At 60.2% G+C, this 24618-nt stretch carries 18 protein-coding genes; 8 read left to right on the forward strand and 10 right to left on the reverse strand.

Annotation, left to right across the window (positions count from 1 at the left end):
• Positions 1-13: 13 nt before the first annotated feature.
• Positions 14-490 (reverse strand): bacterioferritin, encoded by a 477-nt coding sequence (gene bfr, locus ACFO6X_RS11435; protein ID WP_382433124.1) that lies wholly within the window; start codon positions 488-490, stop codon positions 14-16.
• Between the two features lie 198 nt (positions 491-688).
• Here bfr and ahpC point away from each other — a divergent pair, with 198 nt between their 5' ends.
• Together ahpC and ahpF are read left to right on the forward strand one after the other, a co-directional pair.
• Positions 689-1252 carry an alkyl hydroperoxide reductase subunit C gene (ahpC, locus tag ACFO6X_RS11440; protein ID WP_382433126.1) on the forward strand — a complete coding sequence of 188 codons (564 nt, stop codon included), beginning with the start codon at positions 689-691 and terminating at the stop codon, positions 1250-1252.
• A gap of 99 nt (positions 1253-1351) precedes the next feature.
• Positions 1352-2908: an alkyl hydroperoxide reductase subunit F gene (gene ahpF / locus ACFO6X_RS11445; protein WP_382433128.1), complete on the forward strand. Its 1557-nt coding sequence runs from the start codon at positions 1352-1354 to the stop codon at positions 2906-2908.
• Positions 2909-2917: 9 nt separating this feature from the next.
• Here ahpF and ACFO6X_RS11450 read toward each other — a convergent pair whose 3' ends face one another.
• The 3 genes from ACFO6X_RS11450 to ACFO6X_RS11460 all read right to left on the reverse strand — a co-directional run bounded on the left by ACFO6X_RS11450 (position 2918) and on the right by ACFO6X_RS11460 (position 10008).
• A complete protein-coding gene (locus ACFO6X_RS11450; RefSeq protein ID WP_382433130.1) occupies positions 2918-3835 on the reverse strand; it encodes a transglutaminase family protein in 918 nt (305 codons plus the stop codon).
• Between the two features lie 40 nt (positions 3836-3875).
• Entirely contained in the window at positions 3876-6404 is a 2529-nt protein-coding gene (locus tag ACFO6X_RS11455; protein ID WP_417398469.1) for a circularly permuted type 2 ATP-grasp protein, read from the reverse strand.
• 112 nt (positions 6405-6516) lie between these two features.
• Positions 6517-10008 carry a transglutaminase family protein gene (locus tag ACFO6X_RS11460; protein WP_382433134.1) on the reverse strand — a complete coding sequence of 1164 codons (3492 nt, stop codon included), beginning with the start codon at positions 10006-10008 and terminating at the stop codon, positions 6517-6519.
• A gap of 137 nt (positions 10009-10145) precedes the next feature.
• Here ACFO6X_RS11460 and ACFO6X_RS11465 point away from each other — a divergent pair, with 137 nt between their 5' ends.
• Together ACFO6X_RS11465 and ACFO6X_RS11470 are read left to right on the forward strand one after the other, a co-directional pair.
• A complete protein-coding gene (locus ACFO6X_RS11465; protein WP_382433136.1) occupies positions 10146-11633 on the forward strand; it encodes a circularly permuted type 2 ATP-grasp protein in 1488 nt (495 codons plus the stop codon).
• A gap of 11 nt (positions 11634-11644) precedes the next feature.
• The gene (locus ACFO6X_RS11470) at positions 11645-12598 is read left to right on the forward strand and encodes an alpha-E domain-containing protein (protein WP_382433137.1); all 954 of its coding nucleotides are present in this window, start codon (positions 11645-11647) and stop codon (positions 12596-12598) included.
• Here ACFO6X_RS11470 and ACFO6X_RS11475 read toward each other — a convergent pair.
• From ACFO6X_RS11475 to ppsR, 3 genes are read right to left on the reverse strand one after another with little or no spacing between them, the layout of a single operon-like run.
• On the reverse strand, positions 12595-12978 hold the full coding sequence (locus tag ACFO6X_RS11475) for a VanZ family protein (protein WP_382433138.1): 384 nt from the start codon (positions 12976-12978) through the stop codon (positions 12595-12597). The two genes, ACFO6X_RS11470 and ACFO6X_RS11475, sit on opposite strands and share 4 nt — an antisense overlap.
• Positions 12975-13892, reverse strand: a complete 918-nt coding sequence (locus ACFO6X_RS11480; protein ID WP_382433297.1) for a ketopantoate reductase family protein — start codon at positions 13890-13892, stop codon at positions 12975-12977. Before ACFO6X_RS11480 ends, ACFO6X_RS11475 begins: the two co-directional genes overlap by 4 nt.
• An 11-nt stretch (positions 13893-13903) precedes the next feature.
• Positions 13904-14725, reverse strand: a complete 822-nt coding sequence (gene ppsR / locus ACFO6X_RS11485; protein WP_382433139.1) for a posphoenolpyruvate synthetase regulatory kinase/phosphorylase PpsR — start codon at positions 14723-14725, stop codon at positions 13904-13906.
• A gap of 176 nt (positions 14726-14901) precedes the next feature.
• Here ppsR and ppsA point away from each other — a divergent pair, with 176 nt between their 5' ends.
• Genes ppsA through ACFO6X_RS11500 form a run of 3 tightly spaced genes read left to right on the forward strand, consistent with a single transcriptional unit; the run spans position 14902 to position 19739 of the window.
• Positions 14902-17292, forward strand: coding sequence for a phosphoenolpyruvate synthase (gene ppsA, locus ACFO6X_RS11490; protein WP_382433141.1), 2391 nt, complete (start codon positions 14902-14904; stop codon positions 17290-17292).
• Between the two features lie 13 nt (positions 17293-17305).
• Complete coding sequence (locus ACFO6X_RS11495) at positions 17306-17656, forward strand: DUF4212 domain-containing protein (protein ID WP_382433143.1); 351 nt, start codon at positions 17306-17308, stop codon at positions 17654-17656.
• Positions 17649-19739, forward strand: a complete 2091-nt coding sequence (locus ACFO6X_RS11500; protein ID WP_382433145.1) for a sodium:solute symporter family protein — start codon at positions 17649-17651, stop codon at positions 19737-19739. The genes ACFO6X_RS11495 and ACFO6X_RS11500 overlap by 8 nt, the downstream gene beginning before the upstream one ends.
• On the opposite strand, the gene ACFO6X_RS11505 is transcribed toward ACFO6X_RS11500, so the two are convergent.
• Complete coding sequence (locus tag ACFO6X_RS11505; protein ID WP_382433147.1) at positions 19723-20082, reverse strand: FKBP-type peptidyl-prolyl cis-trans isomerase; 360 nt, start codon at positions 20080-20082, stop codon at positions 19723-19725. The two genes, ACFO6X_RS11500 and ACFO6X_RS11505, sit on opposite strands and share 17 nt — an antisense overlap.
• Before the next feature lie 100 nt (positions 20083-20182).
• Positions 20183-20488 carry a winged helix-turn-helix transcriptional regulator gene (locus ACFO6X_RS11510; protein ID WP_382433149.1) on the reverse strand — a complete coding sequence of 102 codons (306 nt, stop codon included), beginning with the start codon at positions 20486-20488 and terminating at the stop codon, positions 20183-20185.
• A gap of 252 nt (positions 20489-20740) precedes the next feature.
• Between ACFO6X_RS11510 and ACFO6X_RS11515 the strand changes: the two genes are divergently transcribed.
• On the forward strand, positions 20741-23053 hold the full coding sequence (locus ACFO6X_RS11515) for an NADP-dependent malic enzyme (protein WP_382433151.1): 2313 nt from the start codon (positions 20741-20743) through the stop codon (positions 23051-23053).
• Positions 23054-23091: 38 nt separating this feature from the next.
• Here the strand turns inward: ACFO6X_RS11515 and ACFO6X_RS11520 are convergent, their stop codons facing one another.
• Positions 23092-24597, reverse strand: coding sequence for an ABC transporter substrate-binding protein (locus tag ACFO6X_RS11520; protein ID WP_382433153.1), 1506 nt, complete (start codon positions 24595-24597; stop codon positions 23092-23094).
• Between the last annotated feature and the right edge of the window lie 21 nt (positions 24598-24618).

Below are 24618 nucleotides of genomic sequence, written 5' to 3' on the forward strand. Positions count from 1 at the left end.
CCGGCCGCAACCCTTATTCGGGCGTGCCCATTTGGGATTGCAGGTAGTTTTGCAGACCTACCTTGTCCACCAGTTCGAGCTGGGTTTCCAGAAAGTCGATATGTTCCTCGGTGTCATCCAAGATCTTTTGCAGCAGATCGCGTGACACGTAGTCGCGCACGCTCTCGCAGTGGGCCATACCCTCTTTGATGGTGGCTTGTGCAGCTTGCTCCAGACGCAGATCGCAGGCCAGGATTTCTGGCACGGTCTCGCCTACTTGCAGTTTGCCCAGGTCTTGCAGGTTGGGCAGGCCATCGAGCATGAAGATGCGATCCATCAGCCAGTCGGCATGTTTCATCTCGCCGATGGATTCGGAGTATTCCTTCTTGGCCAGTTTGTCAAAACCCCAGTGCTTGAGCATCCGGTAATGCAGAAAATACTGGTTGATGGCGGTCAGCTCGTTTTTGAGCTGGGCTTGCAGATGGCCGATGGCCTGGGTGTCACCCTTCATGGTGGACTCCTGGTTGAGAGATAGATATATATTGTGCTGCCTGCGCGCAGAACGTGCAGCAATCTTCCTGCGCGGCGGGTAGGTATAGGTTAATAGTTAAATGATATCGATTCAATCGAATCAATTGATTGGATGTATGTAATGGCTTCGGCCATACTTCGTTCCGTGTTCAGTTTCAACCACCGAAAGGAAACCGCAATGTCCCTGATCAACACCCAAGTCCAGCCCTTCAAGACCCAAGCCTTCCACAATGGCAAGTTCGTGGAAGTGAGCGATGCCAGCCTGAAGGGCCAGTGGTCTGTGCTGATCTTCATGCCTGCCGCTTTCACCTTCAACTGCCCCACTGAGATTGAAGACGCTGCCGACAACTACGAAGCCTTCCAAAAAGCCGGTGCCGAGGTCTACATCGTGACCACTGATACCCACTTCAGCCACAAGGTTTGGCACGAAACCAGCCCCGCTGTGGGCAAGGCCAAGTTCCCGCTGGTGGGCGACCCCACCCATACCCTGACCAATGCCTTTGGCGTGCATATCCCTGAAGAAGGTTTGGCACTGCGCGGCACCTTCATCATCAACCCCGAAGGCCAAATCAAGACCGCTGAAATCCACAGCAACGAGATTGCCCGTGACGTGTCGGAAACCCTGCGCAAGCTCAAGGCTGCCCAGTACACCGCCGCCAACCCCGGTCAAGTGTGCCCTGCCAAGTGGAAAGAAGGCGCCCAGACGATTGCTCCGTCGATTGACTTGGTGGGCAAGATCTAAGTCGGTCTGCACCGCACTTTTTTAGCCCCATAAAGACGCCCAGGTGCTTGGCGCCTGGGTTTTTTTTACCCCAAATTTTGATTTCTCAGGAGTTTTCTTATGCTCGACGACAACCTCAAAGCCCAATTGAAGTCCTATTTGGAGCGCCTGCAACGTCCGGTGGAGTTGGTGGCTACACTGGATGACGGTGCCACGTCGCACGAGCTGAAGGAGCTGCTGCATGATATTGCCTCCGTCTCAGACAAGGTGACGGTGGTAGAGAAGAACGATGCCGATGTGCGTAAGCCCTCGTTCTTAATTACCAATCCCGGCCAAGACACGGGCCTGCGCTTTGCTGGCGTGCCGTTGGGCCATGAATTTACCTCGCTGGTGCTGGCGCTGCTGCAAGTGGGCGGCCACCCTTCCAAAGAAGCAGCCGACCTGCTGGAGCAGGTGCGTGGCTTGGAAGGCGATTTTCACTTTGAAACCTACTACTCCCTGAGCTGCCACAACTGCCCAGACGTGGTGCAGGCGCTCAACCTGATGAGCGTGCTCAACCCGCGCATCACCCACACGGCCATTGATGGCGGCGTGTTCCAGCATGAGATTGAGGCGCGCGAGATTATGGGCGTGCCCACCATCTTTTTGAACGGCCAAAAATTTGGTCAGGGCCGGATGGAGTTGGCCGAGATTGTCGCCAAAATTGACACCGGCGCAGCGGCCAAAGAAGCAGCCAAACTGGCTGCCAAAGAGCCGTTTGAGGTGTTGATTGTGGGTGGTGGCCCCGCTGGTGCTGCCGCCGCCATTTATGCCGCGCGCAAGGGCATTCGCACTGGCGTAGCAGCCGAACGCTTTGGCGGCCAAGTGCTCGACACCGTAGACATCGAAAACTACATCTCTGTGCCCAAAACCGAAGGCCCGCAACTGGCCGCCGCGATGGAGCGCCATGTGCGCGACTATGACGTGGAGGTAATGAATCTGCAACGCGCCAAAGCCTTGGTACCGGCTGCCGAAGCTGGTGGCCTGATTGAGGTGCAATTAGACAATGGGGCCAGCCTGCGCAGCAAAGCGGTGATTGTGGCCACGGGTGCTCGCTGGCGCAACATGAACGTGCCCGGCGAGGAGCAATACCGCACCAAGGGCGTGACTTACTGCCCACATTGCGATGGCCCCTTATTCAAAGGCAAGCGCGTGGCCGTGATTGGCGGTGGCAATTCGGGCGTAGAAGCGGCCATTGACTTGGCCGGTGTGGTGGCCCATGTGACGGTGCTGGAGTTTGCCGCCGAACTCAAGGCCGATGCCGTGCTGCAACGCAAATTGCGCAGCCTGCCCAATGTGGACATCATTCTGAATGCCCAAACCACGGAGGTGAACGGCGACGGCCACAAGGTGACGGGTATTACCTACAAAGACCGCACCAACGACGAGATCAAGCAGGTGGCGTTGGAAGGCATCTTTGTGCAGATTGGCCTGTTGCCCAATACCGATTGGCTCAAGGGCACGCTAGAGCTGAACCGTATGGGCGAAATCGTGGTGGATGCCAAGGGGCATACCAATGTGCCAGGCGTGTTTGCCGCTGGTGATTGCACCACGGTGCCGTACAAGCAAATCATCATCGCCACCGGCGAAGGGGCCAAGGCGGCATTGAGCGCCTTTGACCACCTGATTCGGCACTGAAGAACGGTTTTAGGCGTCGACACTCTCTTCTACCGGCGCTACCGTCACCCCCACATGCAGGGTGTGGCGGGTGCCACCGTGGATGACGCCGCGCATCGGGGCCACATCGCTGTAGTCACGGCCCCGGGCCACGGTGACGTAGTCTTCACCGGGGGTGCCCCAGCCATCGCGGTTGTTGGTGGGGTCGAGGTCGTACCAGCCTTGACCGGGGTGTTGGGCGTGCAGATCGGGCAAATAGACCTGTGCCCAAGCATGTGAGGCATCACTGCCAATCAGGCGCGGTTTGCCGGGTGGTGGAGTGGTGAGCAGGTAGCCGCTCACATAACGCCCCGGCAGGCCCAAGCTGCGCAGGCAGGCAATCAGGATTTGTGCAAAATCTTGGCATACCCCTTTGCGCTGGGCCAGCGCCGTCAGGGCCGGGGTGTTGATCTCGGTGCTTTGGGCCGCATAGGTAAAGTCTTGGTAGATGCGCTGCATTAATTCGCGCGCTGCTTCTCGCAGAGAGCGCCCAGGGGTAAAGCTGGGGCGGGCGTAATTGACAAACTCATGGTGCCGAGGAATATGCTGCGATGGAAAAGTGAACTCCACGGCGGGGTCGTACACCATGCCATATTGGTAGCGCAGGCTCTCGCGCACGGTCTCCCACGCAGTGTGGCTGGTGGCTGGTGCTGGCGTGTGTGTCAGGATGGCACTGTGTGAGACCACGCGCAGCGTCTCGTGCGGGCTTTGCATCGAGAAGTGGCACAGGTGGTTGCCAAATACGTCTTCGCGCTCAGTGCGTGAGGCGGGGCGCGGATGGATGTCCAGCTGGTGCTCTAGCACCTGCTGGCAGGGGGTTTGGATGGGGCGCAGACACAACACATGCTGTGCCGTCTCCACCGCTGGCTGATAGTCGTAGCGGGTTTCGTGGGTGACCTGTAACAACATGCGGCGTTCACCTTCAGGAAGAAAAGAAAGACCCTGCGCCTCAGGCACCCAGGCTGCGTGAGGATTCGTGGGTGTGGGTAAAGTAGCGCAGGCTGATGCCATCGGAGACGCGCCAAGTGGCGCTGGTGCAGCGTTCTAGCAATTGCCCCAGCGCGGGCAGTGGCACCTCGTCATTGCACAACTGCGCGAGCGCCCATTGGTTGGGGTCGGGGGTCAGGGCCAGCAGGCTGTCGTCGGCATCGCAGGCCAGTTTGGCCAGGCGCCCACGCAGGGTTTGTACCACCCAGCCCAGCGAGCGCGGGTTGTCGCGGCTGATGACCAGCAATTCCAGCAGCGCCGCTACGTCGCGGCTGCGCTGGTATTGGGCGTGGAAGGTGATGGTGCTGTCAAACAAGGCCAGCACGGCTTCAAAGCCTGCCGATTCGGCCATGGCCCCTGACTCAAAGGCCCGTGCCAGTGCCATGCCCAGAAAATCCAGCCGCTCCAGTTGGCGGCCAATCGACAGCAAGCGCCAGCCATCATCGCGGGTCATGCGGTCGGTTTGTTCGCCAGTCATGGCGGCCAGATTGGGGCTGACTGAATCGAGTACCCGCAGCACGTCCAGCGTAGAGTAATTGCCATCGACCAGATCGGCGCAGCGTTCAAAGAAATGCTGCTCGGTGCGCAGGATCAAGCCCCAATGCTCTTGCGAGAGCCGTTCGCGAATGGAGGAGGCTACTTGTCGCAGCGCCCGCAGGTTAAAGCCGACGCTGGCCGTGGTGTCGGGGTTGCCCAACCCGGCCACCAGCGCGCGGGTGAACACCCGCCGCGCCAGCATGGGCGAGGGCACATCGGCAGGCACCAAAGAGCATGAGGCTGCCAAGCTGCCCAGCCATTTGACCAGTGGCAAGCACGATTGCCCGGCGCTGCCCAAGGTGGAGAGGGTCAGGCGCGCCAGGCGCAGGCTGTTTTCACTGCGCTCGGTGTAGCGGCCCAACCAGAACAGGTTTTCGGCCGCTCGGCTGGTGACTACACGGCGGTATTGCGCAACGGTGGCCGGGGTAATGCGTTTGTTGAGCAGGGTGGTGCGATCGACCGTGTGGCCGCGCTCGGCATCGACACGCACCCAAACGTCGGCACTGCTGCCCCCGCGTTGCAGGCTCAATACGCTGTCTTGTGTGCTAACGATGCGCCCCAGCCCGCCGGGTAACACGCGCCACGATTGCTGGCCGTCGGTCAGGGCAAACACACGCAGCATGACTTCGCGCGGCACAATGCGTGGAGGCTGGGATTGGGCATCCCAAGTGGGCATTTGCGACAGGGGGATTTCTTGTTGCAGCGTAAATTCTTCGCCCGACTGGTGCAAACGCTCTAGCCAAGCGGCGCGCTCGTGGGCGTCTAATGTGCTGCATTGCAGCCCCGCAAACTGCCCATGCAACGCAGAGCCGGTGTAAGTGGGCTTGATGGCACATTGGGCCAGATGGGCGGTGGCCGATTGCAGTGCTGCATGTTCGCCACACCACCAGGTGGGCCACGATGGCAGTTGTAATTCCTCATTGAGCAGGCGGCGCGAGAGTTTGGGCATGAATCCCAGCATGCCCACAGATTCCAGAAAGGCCGATCCGGGCATGTTGGCCATGAGCAGGTTGCCGCTGCGCAGGGTTTGCAGCAAACCGGGCACGCCCAGCGATGAGTCGGCGCGCAACTCCAGCGGATCGCACCAAGCATCGTCCACCCGCTTGATGAGCACATGCACTGGCTCAAGGCCGCGCAATGTGCGCAAGAACAAGCGGTTGTCGCGCACGGTCAGGTCGTTGCCTTGCACCAGCGTGATGCCCAAATAGCGCGTCAGGTAGGCTTGTTCAAAATAGGTTTCGTTGTAGGGGCCGGGGGTGAGCAGGGCGATGTGGGCATCGGCCCCGGCGGGTGACATGCTGCGCAAACCGTCAATCAGCGCCCGGTAGCTCGAGGCCAGACGTTGTACCTGCAAAGAGTCAAACGCCTGCGGAAACAGCCGCGAGATAGACAGGCGGTTCTCCAGCGCATAACCCAGCCCCGAGGGGGCTTGGGTGCGTTGCGCAGCCACGGCCCAGCGGCCATCGGGGCCACGGGCCAAGTCAAACGCACACACTTGCAGGCGGTTGCCGCCCACTGGGGCCAGACCGTGCAGTGTGCGCAGGTAGCCCGGATGGCCTTGCACCAGAGCCGCTGGCAACAAACCATCGCGCAGCAATTCTTGGGGGCCATAGACGTCTTGCAGGGTGTGTTCCAGCAGGCGCACCCGCTGCAATACACCCGCCTCGATATGGCGCCACTCGTCGGCTTGCACGATCAGTGGGAACAAATCCAGCGACCAAGGCCGTTGTGGGTTGCTGCTGTCGGCATAGACGTTGTAGCTGACACCGTTGTCGCGGATTTGCTGCTCCAAACTGGTCTGGCGGCGGTTCAGATCGGCCAGGTTCTGTGTGCCCGGATGGGAGAAGAACTGCCGCCAGGCTGGCGCCATAGTGGTGTCTGTGCTGTCGTCATGGGGCAGGCCAGTGCCACCACGCAGTTCGTCGTAATGCCCCGGCAGGGCCGGGGCTGCCATGGACAGTGCCAGATCGGCGGTGGAGGCTTCAGGGGCTGCCGCCACCGGGGACAGGGGAGAGAGAATCGTCACGTCAAAAGTTTTCAGGTACAGGGCGCGGCCTCACGCGGGGTTAGCGCGTGCGGCGCAAATCCAGTGTGAACGGGAATTCGCGGCTGCCGGGCAGTTCGATGGTGGCGGGCGGCACTTGCATTGCGCCAGGGGTATGCCCCATGCGGAAGAAGCGTGCCAAGCGTCGACTTTCGGCCTCATAGGCGTTGACCGGAAAAACGTCGTAGCTGCGACCGCCAGGATGGGCGACATGGTACTGGCATCCGCCGACCGAGCGTTTCATCCAGGTGTCTAGGATATCGAAGGTCAGTGGGGCGTGCGTATCGATGCTGGGGTGCAGGCTCGACGGTGGGTTCCAGGCCTTGTAACGTACCCCGGCCACATATTCGCCAGCGACACCTGTGGATTGCAAGGGCAGCGGCTGGCCGTTGCAGGTGATGACGTAGCGGCTTTGGTTCAGCCCACTGACACGCACTTCTATGCGTTCTAAAGAGGAGTCGACATAGCGCACGGTGCCCCCGGCAGAGCCTTCCTCTCCCATGACGTGCCACGGCTCTAGCGCGGTGCGCAGGGTCAGCTCGATGCCCATGCTGTGCACCTGCCCCACCCGTGGGAAGCGGAACTCAAAGTGGGGTGCAAACCACGCATCGTCAAAAGCAAAACCGGCTTGGCGCATGTCGGCCAGCACATCAGAGAAGTCCATCTGCACAAAGGTGGGCAGCAGGCAGCGGTCATGCAGTTCGGTGCCCCAGCGGGTGGCGGGGGCCAGATAGGGCTGATCCCAGAAGCGGGCTACCAGTGCGCGCAGCAGCAATTGCTGCACGATGCTCATGCGGGCGTGCGGCGGCATCTCAAAGGCGCGCAATTCCAACAGGCCCAAACGGCCCGTGCTGCTGTCGGGTGAATAGAGCTTGTCGATGCAGAACTCGCTGCGGTGGGTGTTGCCAGTGACATCGATCAGGATGTTGCGCAGTGTGCGATCGACCAACCACGGTGGCATGTCTTGACCAAACTTTTGCCGATTGGCATGGATTTCTTGCAGTGCAATTTCCAATTCATACAACTGGTCGTTGCGCGCCTCATCTACGCGTGGGGCTTGGCTGGTGGGGCCAATGAACATGCCGCTGAACAGGTAGCTCAGGCTGGGGTGGTTGTGCCAATACAAGATCAGGCTGGCCAGCAGTTCAGGGCGCCGCAAAAAGGGGCTATCTGCCGGGGTGGCCCCGCCGAGCACAAAGTGGTTGCCACCGCCGGTGCCAGTGTGGCGGCCATCGGTCATAAACTTTTCGGCGCACAGGCGCGACTCGTGGGCTGCTTGGTAGAGGAACTCGGTGTGTTGCACCAGCTCCCCCCAGTGGTGGGCTGGGTGGATGTTGACTTCAATCACGCCGGGGTCAGGGGTGACTTGCAGCAGCTTTAGGCGCGGGTCACGCGGTGGTGGATAGCCTTCCAGCACGATTTGTACGCCCAGCTCTTCTGCCGTGGCCTCAATGGCGGCCAAGAGGCGCAGGTAATCCTCGAGCCGTTGCAGTGGTGGCATAAATACATACAGCCCCCCCCCGTCATGGGCAAAGTTGCAGCCATGTTCACGTTCGGCCTTGGGGCCATTGGCGCGCATGGGGTCGCGTGCTTCGACGCAGATGGCAGTGCGTGTAGTCCAGTGGGCCGATTCAAAACGCTGGGGCACATGGCTGGGCATGACCGTTGCGTGCGAGGGGGACTGGTTTCGGCCATCGTGCAGCAGCGGGGCATGGCTGTCGGTGTGGCCTTGGCCTTGCACGGCTACGCTGCCCCCTTCGGCAAAACCGCCCCCTACGCTGTGCGGTGCGTATTGGGCGCGCAGCTGGGTGGCTGGTGGCAAGCTGCTGCGGGGGGCAAAGGGGTCTTGTTCGATCAGATAGGGGTAGTCTGCTTGGCTGACCCAAGGCAGGGTGTCCAGTGGCAGGCGGTAGCCCATGGGGGAGTCGCCCGGAATGAGATACATGCGCCCATCACGGAAAAACCACGGGCCGCTGCTCCAGAGGGTGTGGTGGTCATCGGCACCGGGGTTGGCTTGCAGTGGCAGCACATAGCCAATCACGCTGTCGAGCTTTTGATCGAACACCCGGCGCAGGCGCATACGCTCCATCTCATCATCGAGTCGGGAGTCAAACGGATCGACATTGATGGGCAGACGGCGCTCGCGCCAGAGGTAATACCAAGTGTCCTCATAGCCGGGGGTGATGTGCTGGCCGTCCAGGCCTAGTTTGCCCGCCAGTGTTTGTGTAAAGCGGCTGGCATCTTCGCTGGTGTAGTGTTGCGTTTGGCGCTCGTCGGCAAACAGGGCTGGGTTGTGCCAGACGGGTTCGCCGTCTGCCCGCCAGTAGATGGACAGCGCCCAGCGCGGCAGTTGTTCACCGGGGTACCACTTGCCTTGACCGAAGTGCAAAAAGCCGCCCTGCCCGTATTCGGTGCGCAGCTTATGCACCAACTCGGTGGCATAGCCGCGTTTGGTGGGGCCGAGGGCATCGGTGTTCCATTCTGGTGCATCACGGTCGTGGACGGACACAAAAGTGGGCTCACCGCCCATCGTCAGGCGCACATCCCCGGCGTCTAGCACCTGATCGACCAGATCGCCCAGCGCCAGCACCTCGCTCCACTGCTCTTCGCTATAGGGCTTGGTGACGCGCGGCGACTCATAAATGCGCGTCAGTTCCATCGTGTGCTGGAACTTTACTTCGCACTCGTCCAGACCGCCCTCAATCGGTGCAGCGCCCGAAGGGCGTGGCGTGCAGGCCAGCGGAATATGGCCTTCACCGGCCAGCAGACCCGAAGTGGGGTCAAGGCCAATCCAGCCTGCACCGGGCAAATAGACTTCGCACCAAGCGTGCAGGTCGGTAAAGTCCACTTCAGTGCCGCTGGGGCCATCGAGCGATTTGACATCGGGCTTGAGCTGAATCAGGTAGCCCGAGGCAAAGCGGGCCGCCAGCCCCAAGTGGCGCAGCAACTGCACCATCAGCCAGGCGCTATCGCGGCAGGAGCCAGAGCGTTTGGTGAGGGTCTCTTCGGGGGGTTGCACACCGGGCTCTAGCCGAATCAGATAACCAATGTCGCGTTGCAGGCGGGTGTTCAGATCCACCAAAAAATCTATCGTGCGCCGGGGGCTGCGGTCTATTTGGGCCAAATAAGCGGCCAGCAATGGTGTGATGGGGTCGGTGGCTAGATAGGGGGCCAGCTCCTCGGTGGTAGCGGCGTTGTAACCAAACGGAAACTGCTCGGCCTCTGGCTCCAAAAAGAAGTCAAACGGGTTGTAGACCGCCATCTCCACCACCAAATCCACCGTCACTTTGAACTCGGTGGTTTTCTCTGGAAAAACAAACCGTGCTTGGTAGTTGGCAAAGGGGTCTTGCTGCCAGTTGATGAAGTGCTGCGCTGGCTCTACGCGCAGCGAGTACGACACCACCTTGCTGCGGCAGTGCGGTGCAGGCCGCAGGCGAATCAACTGTGGCCCCAAATTGATGGGACGGTCGTATTGGTAGTGGGTAACGTGGTGTAGGGCAGCGTGTATCGACATAAGAGCAAAAGGGGATAGGGTTTTTGCAGGCACGCCCCAAGGCGCGTTGTAACAGCCCCTCAAGCAAAAGCTGCGCCAACACAACGTGTGGGAAGCTGGCCCACTCCTTGCTTAAAGCCTCGGCAGGAGAAAACACCATGCTGAAATTCGACGAGATGTACGCCACGCTGCCCCCTTTGCCACACGGGGGCGGGCAGGTGCAACAACAGGGTTTGCGGTGTGGCACCGATGTGCGCTCCGGTTACGCTGCCTATGCCCAATGGCTAGAGCGGCAGACGGAGGCGGCCATGCGTGCGCGCCGTGAAGAGGCGGAAATGATCTTCCGCCGCGTGGGCATCACCTTTGCGGTGTATGGTGCCAAGGATGAAGATGGCGCCGGCACCGAGCGCCTGATTCCGTTTGACCTCATTCCGCGCATCATTCCGGCGCAAGAGTGGAGCCAGATGCAAAAAGGGCTGGTGCAGCGGGTCACGGCACTGAACCGCTTTATTCACGACGTCTACCACGACCAAGAAATCCTCAAGGCGGGCGTGATTCCGCGTGAGCAGGTGGTCAACAATGCCCAGTTTCGCCCCGAGATGATGGGGGTCAACGTTCCCAACAATGTCTATTCGCACATCAGCGGTGTCGATATTGTGCGCGCCCCCGACAGCGCCGGTAACGGCCAATACTACGTGCTCGAAGACAACCTGCGCGTGCCCAGCGGCGTGAGCTACATGCTCGAAAACCGCAAGATGATGATGCGCTTGTTCCCAGAGCTGTTCAGCCAAAACCGCATCGCCCCAGTGGCGCACTACCCCGATCTGCTGCTGGAGACCTTGCGCGCCAGCGCCCCCACGGGCGCTTCCGACCCCAACGTGGTGGTGCTCACCCCCGGCATGTACAACAGCGCCTATTTTGAACATGCCTTCTTGGCACAGCAAATGGGCGTGGAGTTGGTGCAGGGCCAAGACCTGTTTGTGCGCGATGGCTTTGTCTATAAGCGCACCACGCAAGGGCCAGAGCGTGTGGATGTGATTTACCGCCGTGTGGACGATGACTTCCTTGACCCGGCGGTCTTCCGTGCCGATTCGGCCTTGGGTTGTGCGGGCCTGATGGACGCCTACCGGGCGGGCCACGTCAGCATTTGCAATGCGGTGGGCACCGGGGTGGCCGACGATAAATCCATCTACCCCTATGTGCCCAAGATGATTGAGTTCTATCTGGGTGAGAAGCCCATCCTCAACAACGTGCCCACTTGGATGTGCCGCAAGCCCGAAGACCTGCAATATGTGCTGGCTAACCTGAAAGATTTGGTGGTGAAAGAAGTGCATGGCGCGGGCGGCTACGGCATGTTGATTGGCCCCACCGCCACGCAGGCCGAGATTGCCGAATTTGCCCAGGTGCTGCGTGCCAACCCGGCGGGCTATATCGCCCAACCCACGCTCAGTCTGTCGAGCTGCCCCACTTTTGTCGAGCAAGGCATTGCGCCGCGCCACATTGACCTGCGCCCCTTTGTCCTCAGTGGCAAAACGGTGCAGATGGTGCCCGGTGGCTTGACGCGGGTGGCCCTCAAAGAAGGCTCCTTGGTGGTCAACTCCTCCCAAGGGGGCGGCACCAAAGACACCTGGATCATGGAAGTTTGAGAGGAGTATGGATGTTGTGCCGAACCGCTGACCACCTTTTCTGGATGTCCCGCTACATGGAGCGGGCCGAGAATACCGCCCGCATGCTCAATGTGGGCTACGAAACTGCGCTGCTGCCGCAATCGGCTGCTGTAGCGCAAACCAACTGGCAGGGGCTGCTGTCCATCAGTGAGCTGATCCCGGCTTATCAGGCTAAACATGGCGAGATCACTGCCCGCAATGTGTTGCAGTTCATGGTGGCGGACGAGAGCAATCCGGCCTCTATCTTGTCTTGTTTGCGTGCTGCGCGCGAAAATGCCCGTGCTGTGCGTGGCTCCCTGACCACCGAAGCCTGGGAAATGCAAAACCAGACTTGGCTAGAAGTGAACCGGCTGCTGCGCAGCGGCCAGTTGGAAGCCGATCCGGGGCAGTTCTTTGAGTGGGTGCGCTTTCGCTCCCATCTCTCGCGGGGGGTGACTTTGGGCACCATGCTGGCCGATGAGGCGCTGCATTTTCTGCGTTTGGGCACCTTTTTGGAGCGGGCCGACAACACGGCACGCCTGCTGGACGCCAAGTTTCATGCCTTGGACAGTGAGTTCCACGGCACCGACAATGGCCGCGACCAAGAGTACGACTTCTACCACTGGAGCGCCGTGCTCGGGAGCTTCTCGGCCTTTGAGATCTATCGCAAGGTGTACCGCGATGGCATTCGCCCCGAGCGTGTGGCCGAGTTGTTGATCTTGAACCCGTCGATGCCGCGCTCCTTGTTGGCCTGTATGTTGGAAGTACGGCAAAACCTCGACCGGGTGGCCAACGGCCAGTCACAGGAAACCCAGCGTTTGGTGGGCCGCCTGCTGGCCGATTTGCAGTATGGCCGTATCGACGAAATTTTGGCCACCGGCTTGCACGCTTACCTGACGCAGATTTTGCTGCGTATCAACGACATTGGCGTGGGTATTGGGCGCGACTTTCTGGCTGCCGACTAAGGCTGCGTGGGGGCGCGGTGCCGTGCAGGCCACAGGGTTTGCATGGCAGGGGCTGCCAACAGTCCCAGTGCATCGGCCAGCCAGTCGGCCCATTCGCCGTAGCGCCAGCCGGTGGCTGCTTGGGCCAGTTCAATGGCGCCGCCCACGGTCAGCAGGGCCAGCCATAGCGGGATGCGCTGGCTTGGGTAGGCCGCCTGCCCCAGCAGGCCCAGCGCCAAAAAGCCCAAGGCGTGCTGTGCCTTGTCCCACAGGCTAAAAGCCTGTGGTGGCAAATAACTGGTGGGCAGCAAAGACAACACCACCACGGCCAGCAGCAGGCTCCAAAAGCCCCAACGCAGTAGCCGCTGGCGCTGTGTGGGGAGGATGGCTTTCTGTGTCATGCGGCCCTTGCGCCCGCAGCGGGGGGATGTGACTCGCGCAGGCGCACCAGTGTGTGCAGCAGTTGGTTGACCGGGGTAGCAATGCCTAGCCGTTGCCCTTCGCGAACGATAAAGCCATTGAGGTGGTCGATCTCGCTGCGCTTGCCACGGGCCAAGTCTTGGGCTGTGGAAGATTTTTGTTGTGGCATGGTGGCCGCCAGTTGCAGCACCTTGTCGAGGGTGTCTGGTGGCAAGACGATACCGTTGGCATGGGCCACGGCCAGGCATTCTTGCACGGTGTTGCGCACCACTTGCTCCACCCCGTGGCTTGCCAGCAAGGGGCCGTAGCTCAGATCGGCAATGGCTGACAGGGGGTTGTAAACGCAGTTAAGTACCAGTTTGGCCCATAGGGCGTGGGTGACGTTGTTCGATTCTTGAACCGGTACTCCGGCATGGGTCAGTGCGGCCAGCAGTGGCGCATGGCCGGGGTGTGGCCCTACCACCAGCTCACCCCGACCCAGGTGGCACACATGGCCCGGTGCCGCCATCGCAGCGGCTACATAGACCACGGCTGGGGCCACAGGCCGCCCCAGCACCTGTGTGAGCCGTTGGGCATTGTCTACGCCGTTTTGCAGGCTCCAGACCACGGCACCAGAGGCCAGATGGGGCGCCATGTCTTGCCCGGCGCTGGTGGTATCGGTGGACTTGGTGCAAAACAGCACAAACTGTGCCCCCTGCACTGCGCGGGCCTCGGTGGCTGCACGCACGGGCACACGCCCCGTAAAAGAGGCACTTTCTAGCCACAATCCCTGGTGTTGCTCGATGGCCTGCACATGGGCAGGCCGCGCAATCAAGGTGACGGCATGGCCTGCTCGGGCCAGCAGGCCACCGTAGTAGCTGCCTACAGCCCCAGCACCCATGACGGCAATCTGCAAGGCGGCCATGCTCAGTACACCAGCCGGTCGGGTTGCAGCTCTTGCAGGATGGTGGTGGCAATCTCTTCAATGGATTTGGTGGTGGTCGAGAGCCAGCGGATGCCCGAGCGGCGCATCATGGCTTCAGCCTCGGCCACTTCATGGCGGCAATTTTGCAAGCTGGCATAGCGCGAGTCGGGGCGGCGCTCGCTGCGGATTTCGGACAGCCGTTCGGGGCCGATTGACAGTCCAAAAATCTTTTTGCGGTGCGGCACCAGTGCTGGTGGCAATTGACGGCGCTCAAAATCTTCGGGAATCAGCGGGTAGTTGGCCGCCTTGAGGCCGTGCTGCATCGCCAAATACAGGCTGGTGGGTGTTTTGCCGCTGCGGCTGACGCCAACCAAAATCACATCGGCCCCGGCCAAGTCGCGGTTGCTCTGACCATCATCGTGGGCCAGACTGAAGTTGATGGCCTCAATGCGGCTGTGGTACTCCTTGCTTTTGCTGATGTCAGAAAAGCGCCCCACGCGGTGGTGCGACTTGATGCCCAGTTCCTCTTCAAGTGGATGGACAAAGGTGCCAAACATGTCTAACAGCATGCCTTTGCAACCTTCTTGCAGGATTTTGAGCACCTCCATGTTGACCAGTGTGGTGAAGACGATGCACTTGCGTCCTTCGAGCTCTGCCGTGTGGTTGATTTGGCGCACGGCCTGATGGGCCTTGTCTACGGTATCGACAAAGGGCAGGCGCACACGGCGTGGCACCATTTCAAATTGCGCCAGGATGGCATTGCCAAAGGTTTCGGCGGTGATGCCGGTGCCATCGGAGACAAAAAATACGGTGCGTGTGTGCATGACGATTTTCCAGGGGAGGAGCCTACAATCGCGGGATTATCTAAATTCTGCGCCCAGCATGGGCAGCGGCCCATAAGAACAACGATAAAGCTGCTTTCCTGCTGGGGGTGTTGCCTCGTCCGCCGCATTGCACGGGCGTGGGCCTTTGAGCCGGTTTTAACTTCTGGAGCACTCCTATGTCTGCACTTTTCAGCCCAACCGCCTTGGTGGTACCGTTTGAAAACCTGAGAATGACCGATGTCGAATCGGTCGGCGGCAAAAACGCCAGTTTGGGCGAGATGATTTCGCAATTGCCCGAGGGCGTGCGCGTGCCTACCGGCTTTGCCACCACGGCCCATGCCTTTCGCGAATTTTTGGCCTTTGAGGGGCTGGCCGACAAAATCAGCGCCAAACTGGCTGCGTTGGACGTGGAAGACGTGCGCGCCTTGGCTGCCGCAGGTGCTGAAATCCGGGGCTGGGTGGAGAACCACCCCTTCCCGGCCGATTTAGAGGCGGCTGTGCGTGCAGAGTTTGCCCAACTCTCGGCTGGCAACCCACAAGCCAGCTTTGCGGTGCGCTCCTCGGCCACTGCCGAAGACCTGCCCGATGCCTCGTTTGCCGGTCAGCAAGAAACCTTCCTCAATGTGGTTGGCATCGAAGACGTGCTGCACAAAATGAAGGAAGTGTTTGCCTCGCTCTACAACGACCGTGCCATCTCCTACCGCGTCCACAAGGGTTTTGCCCATGATGTGGTGGCTTTGTCTGCTGGTGTGCAACGCATGGTGCGCTCGGATTTGGGCGCTGCCGGTGTGATGTTCACCATCGACACCGAATCGGGCTTTGAAGAGGTGGTGTTTATTACCTCCAGCTATGGTTTGGGCGAAACCGTGGTGCAAGGTGCGGTGAACCCTGACGAGTTTTATGTGCACAAGCCCATGCTCAAGGCCGGCAACAAGGCCGTGATTCGCCGCAACTTGGGCAGCAAGTTGATTCAAATGGTGTTCTCTAGCCCCGAAGAAAAGGCCGCCAGCGGCAAGCTGGTCAAGACCACCGATGTAGCGCCCGAACTGCGTAACCGCTACTCGCTCACCGATGCCGATGTAGAGCAATTGGCCCACTATGCGCTGGTGATTGAGCAGCACTATGGCCGCCCTATGGACATTGAATGGGGCAAAGACGGCACCGACGGCCAGCTCTACATCCTGCAAGCCCGCCCCGAAACCGTGAAAAGCCAAGCCAAGGGCCAAGCCGAGCAACGCTACAAGCTCAAGGGCACCGGCACGGTGCTGGCCGAAGGCCGCGCCATTGGGCAAAAAATTGGCACTGGCCCAGTGCGCTTGGTGCATAACATCTCTGAGATGGACAAGGTGCAGCCCGGCGATGTGCTGGTGACTGACATGACCGACCCTAACTGGGAACCGGTGATGAAGCGCGCCAGCGCCATCGTCACCAACCGGGGTGGCCGCACCTGCCACGCCGCCATCATCGCGCGTGAATTGGGTATTCCGGCCGTGGTGGGTTGTGGCAATGCCACCGACAAGTTGTTGGATGGCACGCTGGTCACTGTCTCTTGTGCCGAAGGCGACACAGGCCGTATTTATGACGGTTTGCTAGAGACCGAAGTGACCGAAGTGCAGCGCGGCGCGATGCCCCCCATCAAGACCAAAATCATGATGAACGTGGGCAACCCGCAGTTGGCGTTTGACTTTGCCCAGTTGCCCAACGAAGGCGTGGGCTTGGCCCGCCTCGAGTTCATTATCAACAACAACATTGGCGTACACCCCAAGGCCATCTTGGACTACCCCGCTGTAGATGCCGACCTGAAAAAGGCGGTCGAGTCGGTGGCGCGGGGCCATGCCTCGCCGCGTGCCTTCTATGTGGACAAGGTGGCCGAAGGCGTGGCGACCATTGCCGCCGCTTTCTGGCCCAAGCCCGTCATCGTGCGCCTGTCGGACTTCAAGAGCAACGAATATCGCAAGCTCATTGGTGGCAGCCGTTACGAGCCAGAAGAAGAAAACCCAATGCTGGGCTTCCGCGGTGCAGCCCGTTATGTGAGCCAAGAGTTTGGCGAAGCTTTTGCGATGGAGTGCGAAGCCCTCAAGCGGGTGCGCAACGACATGGGCCTGACCAATGTGCAGATCATGGTGCCTTTTGTGCGCACATTGGGCCAGGCCGAGCGCGTGACGCAACTGTTGGCACAACATGGTCTGCAGCGCGGTGAGAACGGCTTGAAGCTGATCATGATGTGCGAGATCCCAAGCAATGCCATCTTGGCAGATCGCTTCTTGGCATATTTTGATGGCTTCTCGATTGGCTCTAACGATCTGACCCAGCTCACCTTGGGCTTGGATCGGGACTCGGGTCTGGAATTGCTGGCTGCCGACTTTGATGAGCGCGATCCTGCAGTGCAGGCCTTGATTCACCAAGCCATCACGGCTTGTTTGGCACAGGGCAAGTACATTGGTATTTGCGGCCAAGGCCCCAGCGACCACCCTGACTTTGCTCAGTGGCTGGCCGATGAGGGCATTTCCTCGATCTCGCTCAATCCAGACAGCGTGATCGCGACTTGGCAACAACTGGCAGGTTGAACCTGCGCGCGTGGTGACCCGCATCCACGCCACCCCAGAAGCCAGTGGCACGCCTGTGGCGTTGCCACCGGTGATACTGCCCAAACCCGACCCACGCCGCCTGCGATTGCAGGCGGTGTTGCTGCTGCTGTGGGGGCTGGCAGCCTTTGGGGTTATGTTTTTTGCACGCGATCTGCAATCTTTACAGGTGTATGGCTGGCCTTTGGGTTATTGGCTGGCTTCGCAGGGGGTGGTGTTGGTGTTTTTGGCCATCGTGTTGGTCTATGCCTTGGTCATGGCCTATATTGACCGCCACCCCTTGCCTGACGCACCCACCACGGCCGTTGTGGCTGCTGCGGCCGCCCGGCCTGCCCGGCATGGCTGAGCCGGGCGCTGGCACAGACCGCGCCTATCTGCGCCGTCTGCACCGCAATCTGGCCTTGTATGCGCTGGGGGTGCTGGGTTTTGTGGGCCTGATGGCTTGGGCCGAACACCGTGGCCTGTCGCGCCAGTGGATTGGCCCGATTTTTCTTTTTCTGACGGTGATGGTCTATGCGGCCATTGGTGTGTATGGGCGTACCGCAGACCCCGAAGAATATTATGTGGCTGGGCGGCGTATTCCGCCGTTTTATAACGGCATGGCTACGGCTGCCGACTGGATGAGTGCGGCCTCGTTTATCAGTTTGTCGGGGGCGCTGTATTTGCAGGGCTTTTCTGGCACGCCGGGGCAGGCAGGGGGGCTGGCCTATTTGCTGGGCTGGACGGGGGGGTTTTGTTTGGTGGCACTGTTGATTGCCCCCCATTTGCGGGCCATGCAGTTGTATACGGTGCCAGAGTTCTTTCAGGTGCGTTTTGGGGGCCACTGGCCGCGTGTGATTGCGGCCTTGGCGGCGGTGGTGTGCTCGTTTACCTACCTAGTGGCCCAAATTTATGGGGTGGGGCTGATTGCCTCGCGCCTGACGGGGGTGCAGTTTGAAATTGGCATCATGCTGGGCCTGGGGGGCATGTTGCTGTGCTCTTTTCTGGGCGGCATGCGTGCCATCACCTGGACGCAGGTGGCGCAGTATGTGGTGATTTTGTTGGCGTTTCTGATTCCGGTTTCTTGGTTGGCTTATAAGCAGTTGGGCAATCCAATCGCCCCATTGGTTTATGGGCAGCAGCTGGGCAAGATTGCCGAGTTGGAGAAGCAGTTGTTGGCATCGCCAGCAGAGCAAGAGGTGATTGCTGCTTATCTGCGCCGGGCCTTAGAGTTGCAGGTGCGCTTGGAAGATGTAGAAGGGGCGCTGGAGCAGCAACGTTTGGCGATGCAGGAGCGCGTGCATCGGTTGCGGGCGCAGAATGAGGATGTGGGTTTGATTGTGGCCGCCAGCCGTGAGTTGGCCGCTTTGCCACGCGATGCTGCCACCGCCCGCGAGCGTTGGCGCCAAGAAATGCGCGACAACTATGCCCGCGCCCAGCCCTTGGGGGGGCTGCCACGCCATAGCCAAGCCTATGCCGGAGATCCAGAGGGCTCGGCACAGGAACAGGCCGAATACCAAGACACGCGCCGCAATTTCTTGGCGCTCATGTTTTGCCTGATGGTGGGTACAGCAGGGCTGCCGCATTTGCTCACGCGCTATTACACCGCACCGTCGGTGGCGGGGGCACGGGCATCGGTAGCGTGGTCGCTGTTTTTTATTGCCATCCTCTACCTCAGTGCGCCTGCGGTGGCAGTGCTGGTGAAGTTTGAGGTGATGCACAATTTGGTGGGCAGTCCGTTTGATGCCTTGCCACACTGGATGGCCCAGTGGGCGCGGGTAGACGCCTCGTTGTTGTCGATTGAAGATGTGAATGGTGATGGGGTGGTGCAGTTTGGCGAGATCCGCTTGGGTGCCGATCTCATCATGCTGGCCACGCCCGAGTTGGGCGGGCTGCCCTATGTGGTGTCGGGGCTGGTGGTGGCTGGGGGGCTGGCAGCGGCGCTGTCTACCGCCGATGGCTTGTTGTTGACTATCAGCAACGCACTGGTGCGTGATTTGTATGTGGCCGACCCCGATCAGGCGGCCTCGCCTGAGCAGCGGGTGATTTTGACCAAGTTTATTTTGTTGGCGGTGGCTCTGGCTGCGGCTTTTGTGGCGGCGCTCAAGCCATCCGACATTTTGCCGTTGGTCACGGCCTCTTTCTCGTTGGCCGCATCGGCGTTTGTGCCGGTGATGGTGCTGGGCATTTTTTGGCGCGGCACCACCCGCCAAGGGGCTGTGGCGGGCATGATGGCCGGTTTGGGTGTAGCCGCCTACTATATGTTGAGCAATGTGGCTGCTGTGCGGGCCGCATTGCCTAACCTGTTATTGGGCGATGGCCTGTGGTGGGGCATTTTGCCCATTTCTGCTGGGGTGTTTGGGGTGCCTGCGGGGTTGCTCATGACCGTGCTGGTGAGTCGGTGGACACACGCGGCCCGGCCCGGCCCCACAATCAGCGGCCCACCTTGAGCAGTTCCACATCAAACTTCAGCGTGGCATTGGGTGGAATGACACCCCCTGCACCACGGGCACCATAGCCCAAGGCGGCGGGGATGATCAGGGTGCGTTGACCACCCACCTTCATGCCTTGCACGCCTTCGTCCCAGCCTTTAATGACCATGCCAGCACCCAGACCAAATACAAAGGGGTCGTTGCGGTCGCGGCTGGAGTCAAATTTGGCGCCTTGCTGGCCGTCTTGGTAGAGCCAGCCGGTGTAGTGCACAGTGACGGATTGGCCGCGTGTGGCTTCGGTGCCTTCGCCAACGACGGTGTCTTCGTATTGCAGGCCCGATGCAGTGGTATTGAATGCCATGAATATCCTTGTGATGCGAGAGAAAACAAGCGCCCGATGCGCTTGGTGGACGAGGGCGCAAGGCCCATGCGTTGCACAATGTAGCCGAAACCGGCGGCATTTATCGCTTGGCGCGGGCGCTGGCCCAGCGGTTGGCAAAGGCTTGCACATCGCTCAGGCGTTTGAGCAAATCAGTGCCTAACGGTGTGACGGTGTAACCATCGCTGCCGTGGTTTAGAAAACCGGCCTCACGCAGCTCTTTGATGCGGGTGTTTAAGGTGTTGGGGGTAATGCCGCCCACACTGTCTTGCAGCAAACGAAAAGTTTGGGGATGCCCATCGCGCAAGGCCCACAGCACACGCAGGGCATAACGGCGTTCAATACGTTCGAACAGCTGGTAGGTGGCAGTGTTTTCTTTTGAGCTCATCGGGCGTCTCCTTGCGCAATAGAGATGGGACAGCGGTGCGGCGGACTATAGCGTTGAATTTATTTTGCTACAAGTTTAATAGCTCCATAGTCTGATGTACCATGTTCTAAGGCTGTATCAGGCCCAAAATAATGTGGCATAGCTATGCTGCCAAAAGGGCATGGCTGGTGTAGCCCAAAGTACCATAGTCTGGTCAAAAGACATCAGCATCGGGTAAGCTCATTCTGCTAATCGCTCAGAAACCTTTTGTGTATGACCCAAACCCTCTCTACCGCCGAACAAGCCTTGCGCGAAGCCGCACTCGAATACCATCGCAATCCTAGCCGGGGCAAAATCTCTGTCACCCCGACCAAACCGCTGTCCAACCAGCGCGACTTGTCTTTGGCCTACTCCCCCGGCGTGGCCTACCCTTGTTTGGATATTGAGGCCGAGCCCAACCTGGCACACGAATACACCTCGCGCGGCAATTTGGTGGGTGTGGTCACCAACGGCACGGCGGTGCTGGGTTTGGGCAACATCGGCCCGCTGGCTAGCAAGCCCGTGATGGAGGGCAAGGGCTGCCTGTTCAAAAAGTTTGGCGGCGTGGATGTGTTTGACATCGAACTGGCCGAAAACGACCCCGACAAGCTGATCGATATCATTGCGGCGCTGGAGCCAACCCTGGGCGGTATCAACCTCGAAGACATCAAAGCCCCCGAATGCTTCTACATCGAGCGCGAACTCTCCAAGCGCATGAACATTCCGGTGTTCCACGATGACCAGCACGGCACCGCCATCATCTCCTCGGCTGCGTTGCTCAACGGCCTGGAGCTGGTGGGCAAAGACATCAGCCAAGTGCGTTTGGCCGTCTCTGGGGCCGGTGCTGCTGCCATTGCCTGTTTGGGCGTTATGGTGGGGTTGGGCGTGAGGGTAGAAAACATCCTCGTCTGCGACTCCAAGGGCGTGATCCACACCGAGCGCGATGATGCCAAAGCGGGCAAGCTGGATGTGTCCAAACAAACCTACTGCCGCACCACCAGTGCCCGCACGCTGGCCGATGCAGTCAGTGGTGCCGACGTATTTTTGGGCTGCTCTGCCCCTGGCGTGCTCACCGTGGAAATGGTCAAAACGATGGCCGACAAGCCCATCATTTTGGCGCTGGCCAACCCCGAGCCAGAAATCCGCCCCGAGCTGGCCAAGGCCGCACGCCCCGACTGCATCATTGCCACGGGCCGTTCCGACTATCCTAACCAAGTCAACAACGTCCTGTGCTTTCCCTACATCTTCCGGGGTGCCTTAGACTGCGGTGCCACCAAAATCACCGATGCCATGAAGCTGGCCTGCGTGCGCCAGATTGCCGATTTGGCCAAGGCCGAAGCCAGCGACGAAGTGGCCGCCGCTTACGCTGGTAAAGACCTGACGTTTGGCCCCGACTACCTCATCCCCACCCCCTTCGATGCCCGCCTGATTTTGCGCATTGCCCCTGCTGTAGCGCAGGCTGCTGCCGAGTCTGGGGTGGCCACCCGCCCGATTGCCGACATCGAAGCCTACCGCGAAAGCCTCAACCGCTTTGTCTACCAAACGGGCATGTTCATGCGCCCGGTGTTTCACGCCGCCAAGCTGGCCCACAGCCGCGTAGCCTACGCCGAAGGCGAGGACGAGCGCGTGCTGCGTGCGGCCCAAGTGGCCGTTGATGATGGTCTGGCACGCCCCATCCTGATTGGGCGTCCCGCAGTGATTGCCGCTCGCATCGACAAAGCAGGCCTGCGCATCCAGCCCGGCAAAGATGTAGAAATCTGCGACCCCGAAGACGATCCGCGCTTTCGCCGCTATTGGGAAACCTATGCCCGCTTGATGGGCCGCCGTGGCGTGACCCCCGAGGCCGCCAAAGTGATTGTGCGCCGCTCCAACACCCTGATCGCTTCGCTCATGGTGCATTTGGGCGATGCCGATGCCATGCTGTGCGGGTTGGTGGGCAAGTTTGACAGCCACCTCGACCACATCCGTGATGTGATTGGGCTGGCCCCCGCTACCCCCACATTGGCCACCGTCAATGCACTCATGCTAGAGCAGCACACACTGTTCATTGCCGACACCTACATCAACGAAGACCCCAGTGCCGAAGAGTTGGCCGACATCGCCTTGATGGCCGCTGAAGAAGTGCAACGCTTTGGCTTGCCGCCCAAGGTCGCCTTTTTGTCGCACTCCAACTACGGCTCGTCGGGCCGGGCCTCGGCCCGCAAAATGCGCCAAGCGCGTGACCTGTTCGTTCATGCTGCACCGCACATCGAGTGCGATGGTGAATTGCATGGCGATGCTGCATTGTCCGATGCCATGCGCCGCACCATGTTGCCCGAGACCACCCTGACCGGTGCGGCCAATGTGCTGATCTGCCCCAACTTGGATGCAGCCAACATTTTGTTCAATGTGCTCAAAACCACCAGCGGCCACGGCACCACCATTGGCCCCGTGTTGTTGGGCGCGGCAGCCTCGGCGCATGTGCTGACGCCATCGTCCACGGTACGCCGTGTGGTCAACATGACGGCCTTGGCCGCCGCCAACGCCGCCCACAGCGCCAAGCCCTAAGGCGCGCACCGGGCACCAGCGGTGCGTGTGGCCTCGTATCAGGCCCAACGCATCGCTGCAATGTCGTGCGCAAAAATAGGGTAGTTCATCCACCAGCCCTTGAGCCCCTTGCGGGCCACGGCGGTGATTTGCGAGGCAAAAATCCAAGCATTCACCGCATCTTGCGCCAGATGGCGTTGGAGTTGGGCAAACAGCATTTGGCGCTCGCGGGGGTTGTCGCTGGCAGCGTGGCGGGCCATCAACTCCCGAAAGACTGGGCTGTCATAGCCAAAGTAGTAATCGGGGTCGGCATAAATCGGGTAGTCCAGCGGCTCCACATGGTTGATCATGGTCAGATCAAAGTGCCCCTTGAAGGCACCTTCCAGCCATTGCGGCCAAGTAACATGCTCGGGCTTGAGCTCAATCCCGATCTGGGCCAAGTTGTCCATCAGCATGGAGCGGTCGGTGCGGGCATAGGGGGTGGGCGGCAACGTGAGGCCCAAGGTCAGTGGCGTCTTGACCCCCGCTTCTTGCAGCAAGGCCCGCGCCTTGGCTGGGTCATAGGGGTACAAACCTGCCAGATGCACATAGCCGGGCTCTGAGGGTGAGAAATGGCTACCAATCACCCGACCACGCCCATCCAACATGCGCTGGATAAAGGCTTCGCGGTCAATAGCATGGGTGATGGCCCGGCGCACCCGCACATCGTCCAAGGGTTTGCGCCGGTTGTTCATGGCCAGCATACCCTTGCCATTGGAGGAGCCAATCACCACCTGATAACGGTTGTTGGACTGAAACTGCTGCACATTTTGTGTAGCAATGTTGAACAAAATGTCTACTTCTTCGGCAAACACCGCGCTGGCCTGTTCTACCGGGTCGTTGATGAAGCGAAAAACCGCCCGCTCCAACTGCACTTGGCTGGCTTGCCGGTAGCCTGCAAACTTGCGCAAGTGGATGCTGTGGCCCTTTTTCCAGTGCTCAAAGCGGTAGGGGCCAGTGCCTATGGGGTGGCCGCTGGCTTGGGCCGCGCTGGCCGGATGCAGGATCACGGCTGTGTTTTCGCCCAAGCGAAACAAAAAATTGCCATCCGGGTGTTGCAAGGTAATCACCACCGTATGCGGATCGGGTGTGGTGATGCCGGTGACGTTGTTAAACAGGGTGCGCTGGGCTTTATTGTTGGAGTGCGGGGCTTGGGCGCGTTCAAACGAAAACTTGACTGCCGCGGCATCCAGAGGGGCGTCATCATGAAAACGCACCCCTTTCAGCAGTTGGAACGTATAGGTCTTGCCGTCTGGGCTGCGGCTCCAAGACTGGGCCAGCAAGGGCGACACGGCACCGCTCTCCTCAATGCGGGTCAGCCCCTCCAGCACGGTGTAATGCACCACCTCGCCAATAGAGGCCGAAGGGGCCGAGGTGGGGTCGAGGCTATTAGGCTCCAACGACAAGCCAATGACCACATGGTGTCGGCCCCGTGCTTGTGCCTGTGCGGGGCCAGGTAAGCCCCACAGGGCCGCTGGTGGGGCACTCAGCAAAGCGGCAGTGGCATGGCGGCGAGAGATGGGCACGGAAAGCACTCCAGGCAGGGG

This window comes from Giesbergeria sinuosa (assembly GCF_042652905.1).
In the GTDB taxonomy this organism is placed as follows: domain Bacteria; phylum Pseudomonadota; class Gammaproteobacteria; order Burkholderiales; family Burkholderiaceae_C; genus Simplicispira; species Simplicispira sinuosa.

Coding starts and splice junctions, on each gene's coding strand:
- bfr (WP_382433124.1), bottom strand. CDS start 490: ATGAAGGGTGACACCCAGGCCATCGGCCATCTGCAAGCCCAGCTCAAA.
- ahpC (WP_382433126.1), top strand. CDS start 689: ATGTCCCTGATCAACACCCAAGTCCAGCCCTTCAAGACCCAAGCCTTC.
- ahpF (WP_382433128.1), top strand. CDS start 1,352: ATGCTCGACGACAACCTCAAAGCCCAATTGAAGTCCTATTTGGAGCGC.
- ACFO6X_RS11450 (WP_382433130.1), bottom strand. CDS start 3,835: ATGTTGTTACAGGTCACCCACGAAACCCGCTACGACTATCAGCCAGCG.
- ACFO6X_RS11455 (WP_417398469.1), bottom strand. CDS start 6,404: ATGGCAGCCCCGGCCCTGCCGGGGCATTACGACGAACTGCGTGGTGGC.
- ACFO6X_RS11460 (WP_382433134.1), bottom strand. CDS start 10,008: ATGTCGATACACGCTGCCCTACACCACGTTACCCACTACCAATACGAC.
- ACFO6X_RS11465 (WP_382433136.1), top strand. CDS start 10,146: ATGCTGAAATTCGACGAGATGTACGCCACGCTGCCCCCTTTGCCACAC.
- ACFO6X_RS11470 (WP_382433137.1), top strand. CDS start 11,645: ATGTTGTGCCGAACCGCTGACCACCTTTTCTGGATGTCCCGCTACATG.
- ACFO6X_RS11475 (WP_382433138.1), bottom strand. CDS start 12,978: ATGACACAGAAAGCCATCCTCCCCACACAGCGCCAGCGGCTACTGCGT.
- ppsR (WP_382433139.1), bottom strand. CDS start 14,725: ATGCACACACGCACCGTATTTTTTGTCTCCGATGGCACCGGCATCACC.
- ppsA (WP_382433141.1), top strand. CDS start 14,902: ATGTCTGCACTTTTCAGCCCAACCGCCTTGGTGGTACCGTTTGAAAAC.
- ACFO6X_RS11500 (WP_382433145.1), top strand. CDS start 17,649: ATGGCTGAGCCGGGCGCTGGCACAGACCGCGCCTATCTGCGCCGTCTG.
- ACFO6X_RS11505 (WP_382433147.1), bottom strand. CDS start 20,082: ATGGCATTCAATACCACTGCATCGGGCCTGCAATACGAAGACACCGTC.
- ACFO6X_RS11510 (WP_382433149.1), bottom strand. CDS start 20,488: ATGAGCTCAAAAGAAAACACTGCCACCTACCAGCTGTTCGAACGTATT.
- ACFO6X_RS11515 (WP_382433151.1), top strand. CDS start 20,741: ATGACCCAAACCCTCTCTACCGCCGAACAAGCCTTGCGCGAAGCCGCA.